The organism is Lichenibacterium minor (genome assembly GCF_004137685.1).
Lineage (GTDB): Bacteria > Pseudomonadota > Alphaproteobacteria > Rhizobiales > Beijerinckiaceae > Lichenihabitans > Lichenihabitans minor.
In genome coordinates this window covers 1-14,869 of record NZ_QYBB01000032.1, presented here as the reverse complement: position 1 = coordinate 14,869, position 14,869 = coordinate 1, and the positions used below count along the sequence as shown (strand labels likewise).

At 68.8% G+C, this 14,869-nt stretch carries 12 protein-coding genes and 1 pseudogene; 5 read left to right on the top strand and 8 right to left on the bottom strand.

The genetic code is table 11. The features are described 5' to 3' along the window. The first annotated feature begins 23 nt into the window (after window positions 1-23). The 3 genes from D3273_RS20525 to D3273_RS20515 are packed head-to-tail and all read left to right on the top strand — an operon-like array spanning window position 24 to window position 4,080. Window positions 24-1,406, top strand: coding sequence for a sodium:solute symporter family protein (locus D3273_RS20525; protein WP_129228763.1), 1,383 nt, complete (start codon window positions 24-26; stop codon window positions 1,404-1,406). A 35-nt stretch (window positions 1,407-1,441) separates the two neighbouring features. Next, complete coding sequence (locus tag D3273_RS20520) at window positions 1,442-3,112, top strand: amidohydrolase (RefSeq protein ID WP_129228762.1); 1,671 nt, start codon at window positions 1,442-1,444, stop codon at window positions 3,110-3,112. Continuing rightward, window positions 3,109-4,080 carry a CobW family GTP-binding protein gene (locus D3273_RS20515; protein WP_207210854.1) on the top strand — a complete coding sequence of 324 codons (972 nt, stop codon included), beginning with the start codon at window positions 3,109-3,111 and terminating at the stop codon, window positions 4,078-4,080. The genes D3273_RS20520 and D3273_RS20515 overlap by 4 nt, the downstream gene beginning before the upstream one ends. A 457-nt stretch (window positions 4,081-4,537) precedes the next feature. Here the strand turns inward: D3273_RS20515 and D3273_RS20510 are convergent, their stop codons facing one another. The 6 genes from D3273_RS20510 to D3273_RS20485 all read right to left on the bottom strand — a co-directional run bounded on the left by D3273_RS20510 (window position 4,538) and on the right by D3273_RS20485 (window position 11,596). Continuing rightward, entirely contained in the window at window positions 4,538-5,326 is a 789-nt protein-coding gene (locus tag D3273_RS20510) for an HpcH/HpaI aldolase family protein (RefSeq protein WP_129228761.1), read from the bottom strand. Between the two features lie 53 nt (window positions 5,327-5,379). Beyond that, on the bottom strand, window positions 5,380-6,543 hold the full coding sequence (locus tag D3273_RS20505) for a lactonase family protein (protein ID WP_245501307.1): 1,164 nt from the start codon (window positions 6,541-6,543) through the stop codon (window positions 5,380-5,382). A gap of 118 nt (window positions 6,544-6,661) precedes the next feature. Then, window positions 6,662-7,378 carry a ribonuclease activity regulator RraA gene (locus D3273_RS20500; RefSeq protein ID WP_129228760.1) on the bottom strand — a complete coding sequence of 239 codons (717 nt, stop codon included), beginning with the start codon at window positions 7,376-7,378 and terminating at the stop codon, window positions 6,662-6,664. A 16-nt stretch (window positions 7,379-7,394) separates the two neighbouring features. Further along, window positions 7,395-9,191: an L-arabinonate dehydratase gene (gene araD, locus D3273_RS20495; RefSeq protein WP_129228759.1), complete on the bottom strand. Its 1,797-nt coding sequence runs from the start codon at window positions 9,189-9,191 to the stop codon at window positions 7,395-7,397. A gap of 30 nt (window positions 9,192-9,221) precedes the next feature. Continuing rightward, window positions 9,222-10,598, bottom strand: coding sequence for an MFS transporter (locus D3273_RS20490; RefSeq protein ID WP_129228758.1), 1,377 nt, complete (start codon window positions 10,596-10,598; stop codon window positions 9,222-9,224). Window positions 10,599-10,663: 65 nt separating this feature from the next. Then, window positions 10,664-11,596: a dihydrodipicolinate synthase family protein gene (locus D3273_RS20485; RefSeq protein ID WP_129228757.1), complete on the bottom strand. Its 933-nt coding sequence runs from the start codon at window positions 11,594-11,596 to the stop codon at window positions 10,664-10,666. A 138-nt stretch (window positions 11,597-11,734) separates the two neighbouring features. Between D3273_RS20485 and D3273_RS20480 the strand changes: the two genes are divergently transcribed. After that, a complete protein-coding gene (locus D3273_RS20480; protein ID WP_129228756.1) occupies window positions 11,735-12,451 on the top strand; it encodes a FadR/GntR family transcriptional regulator in 717 nt (238 codons plus the stop codon). Between the two features lie 11 nt (window positions 12,452-12,462). On the opposite strand, the gene D3273_RS29700 is transcribed toward D3273_RS20480, so the two are convergent. Continuing rightward, entirely contained in the window at window positions 12,463-12,597 is a 135-nt protein-coding gene (locus D3273_RS29700; protein WP_281011356.1) for a hypothetical protein, read from the bottom strand. Window positions 12,598-13,097: 500 nt separating this feature from the next. On the opposite strand from D3273_RS29700, the pseudogene D3273_RS20475 reads away from it, so the two are divergent. Then, window positions 13,098-13,730 (top strand): annotated as a pseudogene (locus D3273_RS20475) (tyrosine-type recombinase/integrase). A gap of 287 nt (window positions 13,731-14,017) precedes the next feature. Here D3273_RS20475 and D3273_RS20470 read toward each other — a convergent pair. Continuing rightward, on the bottom strand, window positions 14,018-14,869 hold an 852-nt coding region (locus tag D3273_RS20470), incomplete at its 5' end, for an FGGY-family carbohydrate kinase (protein WP_245501306.1).

Sequence of the window (14,869 nt, the reverse complement as noted above, 5' to 3'; positions counted from 1 at the left end):
CGCACCCGGACCTGGTGACCGCCATGGCGACAACGATCTTTCTGTTCTTCATCCTTCTCTCGCTCGCGCTGGCCCTGCTGTCGAAGAGGGGGCACGGCGCCCAATCGGTTCATGATTTCTTCGTCGCCTCGCGGCAGTTCGGCTCCTACCTCGTGTTCTTCCTGACGGCCGGGGAAATCTACAGCATCGGGACGATGGTGGGCTTTCCGGGCGGCATCTACGCCAAGGGGCCCACATATGGCGTATGGTTTCTCGGCTATATCGTGCTCGCCTATCCGATCGGATACTTCATCGGACCGAAGATATGGCAGATCGGGAAGCGCTACGACGCCATCACGTTGCCCGACCTGTTCCGGGGGTATTTCGGCAGCCAAGCCCTGGAGCGGCTCGTGGCCGCGTCGGCTATCCTGTTCCTGCTGCCCTGGGGACAGCTCCAGTTCACCGGTCTCGTGGCCGCCTTCAACGGCCTGGGCTGGTCCCTGCCGCCGCTGGTCCTCGTCCTCGTCGCGGCCGCGCTCGCCTTCGGATACATCGCGATCGCTGGCGTGCGGGCGTCCGCCTACATCGCCATCCTGAAGGACGTCCTCATGGTGGTCGCCATCGTGATCGCCGGCGTGGCGGTGGGGTGGGAGGTCGGCGTGCAGCCCGTGTTCGAGGCCGCGAGCCTGCATGTCAGCGATCACATGAACGGCGACCAGCTCACCTTCGCGATGAGCACCATGCTGTTCCAGTCGCTCGGGTTCTACCTCATGCCCTTCGCGGTGCAGAACTTCTTCACGGCGAAGAGCGCCGGCACGATCCGGCGGACCCAGGCCGCGATGCCGCTCTATATGCTGATGTACCCGTTCCTGGTGCTCGCCTCCTATTACGCGTTGAGCCAGGACGTGAAGCTCGCGTCTCCCAACGACGCCTTCTTCGCAGCCGTTGTCCGCCTTCTGCCGCCCCCGCTGGTGGGCCTGGTGGCGGCCGGCGCCGCGCTGTCGGGCCTGCTGGTCCTCACCGGCATCAGCCTCGCCATCGGGCCCCTCGTGGCGCGCAACCTCCTGCCCGGCCTGTCCGAAAAGCGGCAGAAGACCGGGGCGAAGCTGGCGATCGTGGTCTACCTCCTCGCCTCGATCGTCATGACGCTCGCCGCGCCGAACCTGATGCTGACTCTGATCAACACGACTTATTACGGGATCACGCAGTTCCTGCCGGGGGTCCTGGCCATCCTGTTCGGATGGAGGGTCCGGCCGGCCGCGATCGGCGCCGGCATCGTGTTCGGCCAGGCGTCCGCCATCGCGCTCTACCTCGTGCCGCCCGACCTGCACGGCTTCAACCTCGGACTCCTGTGCCTCGGCGCGAACGCCGTGGTGGTCGTGGCGGCCGACCGCCTGGGCTTTCGCCCGAAGGTCGCCCACGCCTGATCGGCTCCATCCCCCGACCGCCCGGACACCGTGACATGGCCCCTCCCGCTTCCAGGACGACCGTCTTCGCGGCGCGCCGCATCGTGACGATGAACCCCCGCCAGCCTTTCGCCACCCATGTCGCCGTGCGAGACGGCCGCATCCTCGGCGTGGGCGACCTCGGCTCGCTCGCCGCCTACGGTCCGCACGACCTCGACGACCGCTTCGCCGACCAAGTGCTGATGCCGGGGCTCGTTGAGGGGCACTGCCACCTCAAGGAGGGCGGCATGTGGGACATGCCCTACCTCGGCTGGTTCGACCGCCGCGACCCCGACGGCACGGTGTGGCCGGGGCTGCGCACCATGGAAGCCGTGGTGGCCCGCGTCGCCGAAGCCGCGGCGGACCTCGCCGACGCCGACGCGCCGCTGATCTGCTGGGGCTTCGACCCGATCTACTTCGGCGGGCAGCGCATGACGGTCGAGCATCTCGACCGCGCGGGCGAGGCGCGCGCGGTCGTGATCGGCCACGCCAACGGCCACCTGATGAACGTCAATTCCGCGGCCCTCCGGATGGCCGGCATCACCCGCGACACGGACGTCGAGGGCGTGGTCAAGTTTCCGGACGGGCCGAAGGCGGGCGAGCCAACGGGCGAGCTGCAGGAGCCGGCCGCAATGTTCCTGATCGTGCGCCATGTCGGCGACACCGGCGTGCTCGCGCCGGTGACGGTCGCAGGGGTCAGGTCCTTCGCCCGGCTCGCCTGCCGCGAAGGCGTCACCACGGCGACCGACCTCGTCAACAAGCTGACGGATCGTGACCTCGCCGTGCTGGGGGAAGCGCTGGCCGACGAGGGGTGCGCGGTGCGGATCGCGCCCGCGTTCCAGGCCTTTCACGGCACGCATGGCGCGGCGGCCGGGGCGGAGCGCGTGGCGACGCTGCGCGGCCGGAGCACCGACAAGCTGCGCCTGGGCCTCGTCAAGATGATGCTCGACGGCTCCATCCAGGGTTTCTCGGCGCGGCTGCGCTGGCCCGGCTACCACAACGGCGCCCCCAACGGCATCTGGGTGACGGCGCCGGCGCAATACGAGGCGGATTTCGAAACCTATCACCGGGCCGGGCTGACGATCCACACACACACCAACGGCGACGAGGCCAGCGTCGTCGCCATCGACGCCATCGAGCGGGTTCTCGCCCGCGCGCCGCGGCCGGGACACCGGCACACGCTGCAGCACGGGCAGATGATCGATGCCCCGCTGTTCCGCCGCATGGCGTCCCTGGGGCTCTCGGCCAACCTGTTCGCCAACCATATCTGGCACTGGGGTGACCAGCACGCGGAGGTCACGATGGGCCCCGACCGGGCGGCCCGCCTGAACGCCTGCGCGAGCGCGCTCGCCCACGGCGTGCCGCTGGCGATCCACTCGGACGCGCCCGTCACGCCCCTGTCGCCGCTGCACGTCGCATGGTGCGCGGTGAACCGCGTGACCCCGAAGGGCCGAGTGCTCGGCGAAACCGAGCGCCTGACCGTCGAGCAGGCACTGCACGCCGTGACGCTCGGCGCAGCCTGGACCCTCGGCCTCGACGGCGAGGTCGGCTCGATCGAGCCCGGCAAGCGCGCCGACTTCTGCGTGCTGGAGGAGGACCCGCTCGCCGTTGACCCGATGGCGCTGAAGGACGTACGCGTGTGGGGCACGGTCTTCGGCGGCGCCGTCCATCGAGCCTCCGCGGCGTGAGCGCGCCGCCCAGCCCCTCGCCGCGCCCCCTGCCGATGACCGTGGTGGGCGGGTTCCTCGGCTCCGGCAAGACCACGCTCGTGAGCCATTGGCTGCGCGAAGCGGGCGGCCAGCGGATCGCTGTGCTGGTCAACGACTTCGGCGACCTCGACATCGACGCCGGGCTGATCGCCGCCGTTGGGTCCGACGTGATCACGCTCAGCAACGGCTGCGTTTGCTGCCAGATCGGCGACGACCTCGCGGCGGCGCTGATCGCCGTGCTGTCGGCGCCCGCGCCGTTCGACGCCGTCGTGGTCGAGGCCAGCGGCGTGTCCGACCCTGGACGCATCGCCCAGTATGCGCGTGCCGATCCCGCCCTGACCCCGGACGGCGTCATCGTGTTGCTCGACGCCGCCACGGCGCGGCGGGACGCCGCCGATCCCCTGCTGGCCGACACCATGCTCCGTCAATTGGGCTCCGCGGATCTCCTCGTCGTCAACAAGACCGACGAGGTCGACGCTGCCGAGGACGCGCGGCTCGACGCCTGGATCGCCGAGGCGGCGCCCGGGGTCCCGACCCTCCGCACCACGCAGGCTCGTGTACCCCTGGCGATCATCAGTCGGCTCGCGCCGTGGGACGGCGGATCCGTCCCCCACGACGCCGCGCCCGGCCCGCATCGCCACGATCACGCGCCGGCGGGCGACCCGCGGCATGGCGACGTGTTCGAGTCCTGGTCCTGCCGCCCGGCTCGCCGCTTCGCCGTCGCGGACCTGCGCGACTGGTTCGCCGGCGGACTGCCCGGCCTGCTGCGGCTCAAGGGGTGGGTGCAAGCGCCGGACGACGGCTGGATCGAGGTACAGTTCATGGGGCGCCGCGGGACGGCGCGCCCGTCCTCGCCTCCCCCGGGCGGCGAACCTGCCATCGTGGCGATCGGCATCGGTGGCCGTCTCCCACGTGAAAGCCTGGAACGAGCGTTCGAGCACTCGTGACACCGTGGCCCCCCGGCAGGCTCGGTCCGTGGCGAACTGATCGCGCCGTCGTCCTGTCATCGCGTGGTTTGCCCTGCATTGCGGTTCGAAGTGCGCCGCCCGTATCGACGCGGATCTATGCTGTGGATGTCACGGTGCCGACGGCGTCGCTCGGCCCACCGTGGACCACCGGGGGGCCGACATGCGACGGGACAGCGATGCGGGGATGCGGGTCGAGGCATTGCGCCTCGACGGTCCGGTTGCGGGCAGGGGCGAATGGGCCGGGAACGACATGCTCGGGTCGACATCCGCCGGTGCCGGTCAAGCGGCGAGGGTGAGTCAGATGCCGCTGATTTGCTCACGGGTACAGAGCGCCGATACCTACCCTGAACCTCCAACCGACCCAAAGCCTTTCGAAATGCAGGCCCCACGCCCTGACCGTCACGTGCCTGAACAGGTGGCGCTCGAAGGCTTCGGGTCAGCTCCTCCGATTGTCCAACATGGTCCGGGTCTCCACCACATCAGCCATGGCACCTCGAGCCAGAATGCGCACGTCGTTCGGCAGGGTCACCATGTGAAAACCCCACCCCACGGCCTTCGCCGCATAGGCTGGGCTGCCACAGTGGAGTGCCGCGCGAAGACCGGCCCCCTTGGCAGCGGCGAGGATGCGGTGGACGGCATCCACCATCTCGGGCTCCTCGCGGTCGAAGCCCGTGCGGTAGCGGCGGCCGGTCAGGCCCAGCGTCAGGTCTGCCGGGCCGATGTAGAGGCCGTCGAGTCCCGGCGTCGCCGCGATGGCCTCCACGTCCGCGAAGGCGCGCGCGGTCTCGATCATGGCGAAGCACAGGACGTGCGTGTCGGCGCCCTCGCCGTAGGCCGCCCCGTCCACCACGGCGGCGCGCGTTGGGCCGAAGCTGCGCGTCCCTGTCGGCGGATAGCGCACGAAGGAGACGAGCTCCGCCGCCTGGGACGGCGTCTCCACCATGGGGCAGATCACGCCGTGCGCTCCCATGTCAAGCGCCCGCATCACGGGGGCGGGCGCCAGCCACGGCACCCGCACCAGGGGCGACGCACCGCTCGCCCGCACGGCCTGCAGCATGGCGAGCGCCGCCCCGTCGTCGACCATGCCGTGCTGGAGGTCGACCGTGACGGCATCGTAGCCCTGGTTCGCCACGATCTCGGCCGCGAAGGCGTCGCCGATCGAGAGCCAGCCGTTGAGGGCGGGTTTCCCGTCGGCCCAGAGCATTCTCAGCCGGTTCGGCAGCATGTGCGTCCTCGATCTATGGTGGTCCGTGCGGGGAAGTTCGTGCGCCCGGGTCGTCAGGGCAGGTCGACGATCTCGACCCAGTTGGCGTCGCGGCCCACCGGCGTGCGGCCCACGAGGGTCAGGTCGCCCGTAGCCTTGTCGATCCGGTAGGTCGAGACGCGGTCCGACGTCTCGCCCGTAGCCACGAGGTAGCTTCCGGTCGGGTCGATGCGGATGCCGCGCGGCTGCTCCTCCGTGGGATAGTTCCTGGCGTAGGTCAGCCTGCCGGTGCTGGACGCGACCGACAGCTGGGCGAGGTGGCTCTTCGTCCGCTCGGTCGTGTAGACGAAGCGGCCGTCGGGCGTCAGGGCGATGTCGGCCGCCCAGATCTTGGGCCGCCCGTCGTCGCCCGCCGCGACCGTGTTGGCGCCGGACGTCGCCGTGGACGCCATGGCCTCCCGGGCTACGCCCGCCACTAGGCCGGAATAGGCCGGCACCGTGGCGACGGAATCGAGGGCCGTCAGCGTGCCCTTGTCGGGATCGATGGCGAACTGCAGGACCATGCCGGTCAGCTCGCACAGGTAGTAGACGTATCGACCGTCCGGCGAGAAGGCCGGGTGGCGCGGGCCGTTGTTCGGCTGCGTCTTAACCAGCGGCGGGTCGTTGGGTGTCAGCGAACCGGTGGCGACGTCGAGCCGGTACTGCAGCACCTGATCGCTGCCGAGGTTCGCCGCATACACGAAACGGTTCGTGCGGTCCGGCATGATGGAATGGGCGTTCTTCCCCGTGGGCAGGACCTGGATAGAGGCCGAGCGCACGGCGCCGTCCGGGTCGATCGGGTTCACAGCGACCTTGTCGCCGCCGTAGGAGGCCGTGAACAGGAAACGGCCGGTCCGGTCGGTCGACACGTATGGCATGCTGTCGGGCAGCGGCGCGCTGGCGAACTCCTTCAGGTCGCCGGTCGCGGGATCGATCGCGTAGGTGACCACGTGGGTCGGCAGGGACCGGACGACGGCATAGAGCATGGGATGGGTCGGGCTCAGGGCCGTCGGCATGACGAGCTTGCCGGCCTTGGTCTCGCCGAGCGGCGTCAGCACACCGGACGACCGGTCCATCTCGTAGCGGTCGATTACACCGTCCTCGGCGGCCGACACGTAGACGAAGGTCTTGGCCATGGCCGGGGCGGAGTTCAGCAGGTAGGCGGCGAGGCACGAGGCGGCGAACGACGATCTATGCAACTTTGTCTCCCTGGATGTTTCTGATGGCCGTGTCCGCTCGGCCGCGGATGACGGCCGCGTCGACGGGAAAGGGCAGGTCGATGCGGCGCCTTTCCCGCCTTTGGCGAAAGAGTCGCCCTCAGCGGCCGTTATGCTGGCGCCAGGCCGCGAAGGCGGCGAGGTTGGAATCGTCGGTCGGCGGGTAGAGGCCGATCGTCCGGGCGCCGGCGCGCACGCGCTCGGTCACGAAGTCCTCGTAGGCCGTCATCTCCACGGCCTCGTCGGCGATCTCGTCGGCGATCTCCGCCGGCACGATGATGACGCCGTCGGCGTCGCCGACCACCACGTCGCCCGGGAAGACCGGGGCGTCGCCGCAGCCGATTGGCACCTGCAGGTCGATCGCCTGGTGGAGCGTCAGGTTGGTAGGGGCGGAGGCGCGGGCGTGGAAGGACGGCATGTCGAGCCCGGCGATCTCGGCCGAGTCGCGGAAGCCGCCATCCGTGACCACGCCGGCCACGCCGCGCACCATCAGGCGCGTCACCAGGATGCCGCCCGCGGAAGCGGCGCGCGGGTCCTTGCGGCTGTCCATCACCAACACGCAGCCCGGAGGGCATTCCTCGACGGCCCGGCGCTGGGGGTGGGACGGGTCGCGGAACACCGTCATGGGGTTCAGGTCCTCGCGCGCTGGCATGTAGCGGAGCGTGTAGGCTTCGCCCACCATGGAGCCGCCATTCGGGGCGGACAGCGGGCGCACGTCCTGCACCATCTGGCTGCGCAGCCCGCGCTTGTAGAGCGCGGAGGCAAGCGTCGCGGTGCTGACGCCCTTGAGCTTGGCGCGGGTGGAATCGGAGAGCATGGGAGAGCCTCGTCGCTCAGAAGATGGCCGGCTCGGGCACGGGGGCGCCGAATTCGGTGCGGAGGAAGTCGAAGTCGCAACCCTGGTCGGCCTGCTGGATGTGCTTCGAGAAGGCCCAGCCGTAGCCGCGCTCGTAGCGGACCGGCGGAGGCGTCCAGGCGGCCCGGCGGGCCGCCAGCTCCTCGTCGGATATCTCCATGCGGATGGAGCGCGCGTCGACGTCGAGCGTGACGATGTCGCCGGTGCGCAGCAGCGCCAGCGGCCCGCCGACGTAGGATTCCGGCGACACGTGCAGCACGCAGGCGCCGTAGCTCGTGCCCGACATGCGCGCGTCCGACATCCGCAGCATGTCGCGGTGGCCCTGCTTGAGAAGCTTCTTCGGCATGGGCAGCATGCCCCATTCCGGCATGCCGGGGCCGCCCTGCGGGCCGGCGTTGCGCAGTACCAGGACCGTGTCGGCCGTGACGTCGAGATCCTCGTCGTCGATGGCCTTCTTCAGGCTCGGGTAGTCGTCGAAGACCAGCGCCGGCCCGGAATGCCTGAGGAAGCGCTGGTCCATGGCGGCCGGCTTAATGACGCAGCCGTCGGGCGCGAGGTTGCCGTGCAGCACGGCCAGCGAGCCCTCGCCGTAGATCGGATCGGAGGTCGGGCGGATCACGTCCGCATCGTAGACCTTGGCACCGTCGATGTTCTCGCCGAGCGTCCGCCCCGTAACGGTCACGCAGTCGAGGTCGAGATGTTCGCGGATCTCGTTCATCAGCGCCCGGATGCCGCCGGCGTAGAAGAAGTCCTCCATCAGGTACTTGTCGCCGGACGGGCGCACGTTGCCGATGACGGGCACGCGACGGCTGTAGTGCTCGAAGTCGGCGAGGCCGACATCGTGGCCGGCACGGCGCGCCATGGCAATGAGGTGGATGATGGCGTTGGTGGAGCAGCCCATCGCCATGGCGACCGCGATGGCGTTGCCGAAGGCGGCGCGCGTCTGGATCGTCTTCGGCCTCAGGTCCTCCCACACCATGTCGACGATGCGCCGCCCGCTCTCGGAGGCGAGCCGGATGTGGCCGGCGTCGGCGGCGGGGATCGAGGAGCCGCCGGGCAGCACCATGCCGACCGCTTCCGCAATGGCAGTCATGGTGGACGCCGTGCCCATCGTCATGCAGGTGCCGTAGGAGCGCGCGATCCCACCCTCGACGCCGAGCCAGTCCTGGTCAGTGATCTTTCCGGCGCGCAGCTCGTCCCAGTATTTCCAGGAGTCGGAGCCCGAGCCCAGCACCTTGCCCTGCCAGTTGCCGCGCAGCATGGGGCCGGCGGGCAGGAAGATTGCCGGCACGTCCATGGAGGTGGCGCCGAGCAGCAGGCCGGGCGTGGACTTGTCGCAACCGCCCATCAGCACCGCACCGTCGACCGGGTGGGAGCGCAGCAGCTCCTCGGCCTCCATGGCGAGCATGTTGCGGTAGAGCATGGAGGTCGGCTTGAGATAGCTTTCCGACATGGACAGCGCCGGCAGCTCGACCGGGAAGCCGCCCGCCATCAGGATGCCGCGCTTCACGTCGTCTACGCGCTGCTTGAAGTGCATGTGGCAGGGCTGGAGGTCGGACCAAGTATTGAGGATGGCGATCACCGGCTTGCCGGTCCACTCCTCGGGCGCGTAGCCCATCTGCATGGCACGCGACCGGTGCCCGAAGGAGCGCAGGTCGGCGGGGCCGAACCAGCGGGCGGAGCGGAGCTCCGAAGACTGCTTGCGGACCTTCAGGGGCTGGGCGGGCACCTCGCCGGGCTCGAGCTCGGGAGGGGACAGCGGGACGTTTGACATGGACATGGCTCTTGGAGGATCGGGGATGCATCAGGCCGTGGCCGGACGCAGTTCCACCCGCTTGATGTCGGGGACGATGACGAGGAAGCTCAGGACGGCCAGGAGCGCGTTGGCGCCGACGAAGACCAGCGCGCCGTCGAAGGAGCCGGTGGCCTGCACGATGGCGCCGATGACGATGGGCGTGGTGATCGACGAGATGTTGCCGAACATGTTGAAGAGGCCGCCCGACAGGCCGGCGATCTCCCGCGGCGCCGTGTCGGACAGCACCGCCCAGCCCAGCGCACCGACGCCCTTGCCGAAGAAGCTCAGCGCCATCAGCGCCACCACGATCCACTGCGCCTCGACGTAGTTGCAGCCGACCATGACGAGCGACAGCGCCATGCCGGCGACGATCGGCGTCTTGCGGGCTGCGGTCAGCGAGAAGCCCCGCCGCAGCAGAGCATCCGACCAGACCCCGCCGAGCACGCCCCCGGTGAAGCCGCAGATGGCCGGGATGGCGGCCACGAGACCGGCGTTGAGGATGCTCATGTGCCGCTGCTGGACGAGATAGACCGGGAACCAGGTAATGAAGAAGTAAGTGAGCGCGTTGATGCAGAACTGGCCGAGAAAGATGCCCAGCATCATGCGATTGGCGAGCAGTTGCTTGAGCTGCCCGGGCTTGACCGCCGGGCCCGGCGCGGCGGCCCGCACCGGCCGGCAGTTCGCCGCGGGCCCGTCGAGGTCGACCAGCGCGCCGCCCGCGGCGATGTAGTCGAGTTCGGCCGGGCGCAGGCGCGGGTGCTGGCGGGGCGCGTAGACGGTTTTCAGCCAGACCAGCGCGACCAGGATGCCGAGCATGCCCATGAAGGCGAAGACCGACGGCCAGCCGTAGGTGTAGGTGATCCACCCCATCACGGGGGCGAAAACCACGGTGGCGAAATACTGCGCCGAGTTGAACACCGCGGAGGCGGTGCCGCGCTCGTTGGCTGGGTACCAGGCCGCCACGATGCGGGCGTTGGCGGGAAAAGAGGGGGCCTCGGCGAAGCCGACGAGGAAGCGGAGGGCGAAGAGCGCGTAGACCGCCGTGGCGAGGCCGAACACACCCACCCCGCCCTGCAGCATGGTGAACACCGACCAGACCACGATGCTGCCGAAGTAAACAATGCGCGAGCCGAAGCGGTCGAGCAGCCACCCGCCCGGCAGCTGGCCGAGGACGTAGGACCAGCCGAAGGCGGAGAAGACGAAACCCATCTGCAGGGCGTTGATGCCGAGGTCCTTCGACATGGCCGGGCCGGCGATGGCCAGCGTCGCGCGGTCGGCGTAGTTCACCATCGTGACGGCGAACAGCATGCCGACGATGCCGAAGCGCACCCGCCCCCTGGCGGCCTCCGCGGCGATCGTCGTGGTCGATTTGACGGCGCTCGACATGATGTCCTTTCCCCCCGAAGTCACGCCGCCCGGCTGTTACCGGTGCGGCCCCATATCCGGCGTCGTCACTCGGCTGCGGCCCTCGTGCGATCCAGGAGCCCCCAAGTGGCGAGCGCGTCGCGCAGGCCCGAGTTCTGACGATCCGTCAGCGGCCAGGCGCCGGGCGGCCGCACTGCACCGCAATCCTCGCCCATCAGCGCCAGGGCCGACTTCACGACCGTGACGTTGGTGCCGTTGCCCTCTTCGGCGCGCAGATCCTCGAAAGCCCGCATCTCGGCGATGAGCGCGTTGGCGTGGCGGTAGTCGCCGGCGGTCAACGCGGCGTGGATGGCCACAGAACGCTCTGGCCACACGTTGATGAGCCCCGAGGTGAAGCCCCTGGCCCCCACGGCGCAGAGCGGGGGCGCCCAGGGCTCGGCGAGGCCGCCGACCCAGACGATGTCCGGCGAGCAGCGTCGCATGGCCTCGGCGAGGCGGAGCGGAGTCGGGGAGGCCCATTTCACCCCCACCACGCCCGGCACGGCGCAGAGCCGCTCGATGGCGTCGAAGCCGATGGCGTCGTTGCGCAGGTAGAGCACGATGGGCAGTCCACTCCCTGCCTCCGCGACCCGCTCCACGTAGGCCACCGTGCCGCGCGGTGACACGAAGGGATCCGGCGGCTGGTGCACCATGAGGCCCGCCGCACCCGCGGCGCGGGATGCGCGCGCCAAGGCGACGGCGTCGCCGACCGAACGGCCGACGCCCGCCAACAAGGGCGCGCGTCCGTCGATCAGCTCGGCGGCCGCGTGCACGGCACGCTCAGCTTCCGACGTCGTGAGCCCGTAGAACTCACCCGTGTTGCCGTTGGCAGTGAGGATGTGGACGCCCGCCGCGACCGCGCGGTCGACCACCGGCTTCAGGCGGCGCGGCGCGAGACGGTCGTCGGCGTCGAAGGGCGTCACGAGGATGCCCGAGATGCCTGACAGGAGAGGAGCGAGGTTTGGCGTCGATGAAGGCATAACCCTCGTTCCACCCTTGCGTTTCGCCCGCCGATCGTGCCGCCTGCGGGTCGGAGTGAGTGTAGCTTGTCACCGCGCCGGCAATCCTGTCAACTCGTCTGACAGGTTGGGGGCGGTCGGGGCCGGGAGGGAAGGCGGGTGAGCGAGTTAAAGCTGGTGCCTCGCCGCAAGGAGCGGCTCGGCGACCTGATCTACGGACAGATCCTGGAACGGATCCTCTCGGGGGCGTTGAAGGAGGGCGACAAGCTGCCCTCGGAAAGCGAGATCTGCCGCTCGTCCCAGGTGTCACGCCCGACCGTGCGCGAGGCGCTGATGCGGCTTCACGCCGATGGGTTGGTCACCACGCGGCAGGGCTCGGGCACCTACGTTCAGCACCGTCCCTCCGAGCACCTGACGCGGCTCGCCAAGGCTTCGGACATCGCCGAGATGCTACGCTGCTTCGAGGTGAGGCTGGGCCTGGAGGGGCAGGCGGCTAACCTCGCCGCCCAGCGTCGGACGGCGGCGCAACTCGACCGCATCTTCAAGACCCTCGATGTGCTACGGGGTGCCTTCGCGGGCGGCAGCGTGCCGGCCCGGATGGACTTCGACTTCCACCTCGCGGTGGCGGAGGCGAGCGGGAACCCCCTCTTCGGCGAGATGCTGGAGACCCTGAACGGCACGATCCAGCATATCATGGCGGTGGCACTCGGCATCACCCGAGCCGGCTCGCAAGAGCGCGGACGGCGCGTTTTCGATGAACATGAGGCGGTGGCGGAGGCCATCCGTCAGGGCGACGCGGAAGCGGCCGCCCTGACGATGCGCTATCACATCCATCGGGCCCGCCAGCGCCTCACCGATGGTCAGCGGGACCTTTGAAGCCTGGTGGGTCAGTGCGGCCGAAGGCCGAGGTCGATCATGCGCTGGTGGTGTTCGATCCACAGCCGGACCATGCGGGCGATCACGCCCTCGGTGCGCGGGGCGGAGAGCAGGCGGCGGTCCGCGGTGGCTCGATAGGAGGTCATGGCTCGTCTCCAAGGGAAGGCAGGGCGCAAAAGCCCAGGTCGTCTCATCCTTCAGCATCATGAGAATGGGCCCGTTCGTGCGCTGCAACAATTTGCTGCACTGCAGTGAAGCCATGTGCTGGGTGCATGCTGAATCCACGAGACGGTTTGCGGCTTCACCCTGACGTTGGACCCATGCGGAGATGTCGGTTGGAATGTCTGCAACCAAGTCGATCGTAGGAAAAGTGTAAAAAATACTGCTAGGAGGTTCAGTCGACCAGGCTGGGATCTCGTGTCACAAGCCCACGCGGCGTTTAAGCGAAGCCGAAACCTGCACTCCAAAGGGATCCGCCGGATTTTGCATGCATGTCCGCTTCTGCGCTTTCTGCATCCGCCCTGCTACGCCTGACTTGGGTCGAAAGCAGCGCACGTAGACCCGGCAGAAAGAGTGTCTTCGCACCCCGACGTTGTACGACTGTCCTGTTCTCCTCATGGCCGATGTGGCCACGGGAGGATGCACCATGGGACAATCAGAACACGATCCGGGCGCGAAGGAGAAACCTGCCTGGAATGCCGGACGGAAGCTCGGGGCCAAGCGGGCCCTCAAACCGCAGCAGGTCTGGGCCATCCGGTTCTGGCTCGACAGCAAGAAGCGGATGCGCGACCGCGCCATGTTCGACCTCGCGATCGACAGCAAGCTGCGCGGCTGCAGCATCGTCAAGATCAAGATCGGTGACATTGTCCTGGGCGGACGCGTTCGTTCCCGCGCCATCGTGGTCCAGCAGAAGACGAAGCGGCCGGTGCAGTTCGAACTGCTCGACCACGCCCAGGCGAGCCTGAACGCGTAGCTGGAGCGCCGGGGAGGCACGGTGACCGACTACGTGTTCCCGAGCCGGATCGACCATGCCAAGCCGATCAGCACGCGCCAGTACGCCAGGCTCGTGGAGGAGTGGGTCAACGGGGTCGGCCTTCGGCGCGAGGACTACGGCACGCACTCGCTGCGACGGACCAAGGCGGCAATGATTTACAAGCAGACGGGTAACCTACGCACCGTGCAACTCCTGCTCGGGCACGCCAAAATCGAGAGCACGGTTCGCTACCCGGGTGTCGACGTCGAAGACGCCCTGGCGCTCGCGGAGAAAACGGAGATCTGAACCCTGCGCGGACCGACAGGATGCATGTCCGGGCCGCGCAGCCTACTTGATCCGTGACCACTGATAGCTCGGCTGTGATGACAGGCGAGGACGTGTGGAGAGCGAAAGGGCTGCTTCTGCGCATTTGGACCATCGGAACGGAGGTTCATGTGCAGGCGTTGCTCGAACGAACGACGTTTTGCACTTCACCGGCTCGCCGTTCAGGACCGCGATGGCGTCGGACGGCAAGACCCGAAAAATTGCTCTCCGCAGCGTGTGGAGATGTCCAAGTGGCAAAAGGCGATGAGTCAGCTCCTCATCGGCGGGGGGCTCCCCTCCCGTGTAGCGATCCCGCGCAAGGTCGCCAGTGCATGCATGGAATTCCGTAGCGCGGGATAGAGGCCCGCATAGATCCCGAACACCGTGTCGTAGCGCGCCTTGCGGGCCGCGTCGGGAGAGGCCCGCTCGACGAGGGTGATCCAGCTGTCGCGGTCCTCACGTGCGATCAGCCCCACTCCCAATGCCGCCATCCGTGCTGCGCCGAGCGCCGCCTCCACGTCTTCCTCAATCGTCCAGACCGGGTAGCCGGTGACGTCGGCGATGATCTGCATCCAGAGGTCGGAACGCGCCGCGCCGCCGACCACGACGAGCCGCGGCTCGAGGGGAACCGAGCCCTTCGCGCCCGACTCCATGTTATGCCGTAGCGCTAGCGTCACGCCTTCCAGCACGGCGCGATACAGGTGAGCGCGGGTGTGGAACAGGTTCAGCCCCACGAAAGCGCCTGAGGCTTGACCGTCCCATACGGGCGAGCGCTCGCCCATCAGGTAGGGCAGGAAAACCACGCCGTCCGAACCCGGCGCGACGGCGGCCGCACGTTCTTCAAGAATCGCATGCGGGTCGCGGCCTGTCGCGCGCCCTTCCGCGACCTCGGCTTGGCAGAACTGCTCGCGGTACCAGGTGACGGAAGCGCCAGCTGTCGCGGCGCCGCCGAAAACGTAGAGGTCGTCCCCGATCACGTAGGGGAAGGCGATGAGGCCGTGGCCGGCATCCGCCGAGGGAGTGACATAGCCCCAGCACATGCTGGTGCCGATCATGGCGACGTGGTGTCCGGGCTCGGTCACACCGGCCGCGTAAGTCGCCACAGCGGCGTCGACTCCGCC

Bases quoted from the DNA above. Each gene is read 5' to 3' on its own strand.
- D3273_RS20490 (WP_129228758.1), bottom strand. From the start codon at position 10,598: ATGTCGAGCGCCGTCAAATCGACCACGACGATCGCCGCGGAGGCCGCC.
- D3273_RS20485 (WP_129228757.1), bottom strand. From the start codon at position 11,596: ATGCCTTCATCGACGCCAAACCTCGCTCCTCTCCTGTCAGGCATCTCG.
- D3273_RS20510 (WP_129228761.1), bottom strand. From the start codon at position 5,326: ATGCTGCCGAACCGGCTGAGAATGCTCTGGGCCGACGGGAAACCCGCC.
- araD (WP_129228759.1), bottom strand. From the start codon at position 9,191: ATGTCAAACGTCCCGCTGTCCCCTCCCGAGCTCGAGCCCGGCGAGGTG.
- D3273_RS29700 (WP_281011356.1), bottom strand. From the start codon at position 12,597: ATGACCTCCTATCGAGCCACCGCGGACCGCCGCCTGCTCTCCGCCCCG.
- D3273_RS20520 (WP_129228762.1), top strand. From the start codon at position 1,442: ATGGCCCCTCCCGCTTCCAGGACGACCGTCTTCGCGGCGCGCCGCATC.
- D3273_RS20525 (WP_129228763.1), top strand. From the start codon at position 24: ATGGCGACAACGATCTTTCTGTTCTTCATCCTTCTCTCGCTCGCGCTG.
- D3273_RS20500 (WP_129228760.1), bottom strand. From the start codon at position 7,378: ATGCTCTCCGATTCCACCCGCGCCAAGCTCAAGGGCGTCAGCACCGCG.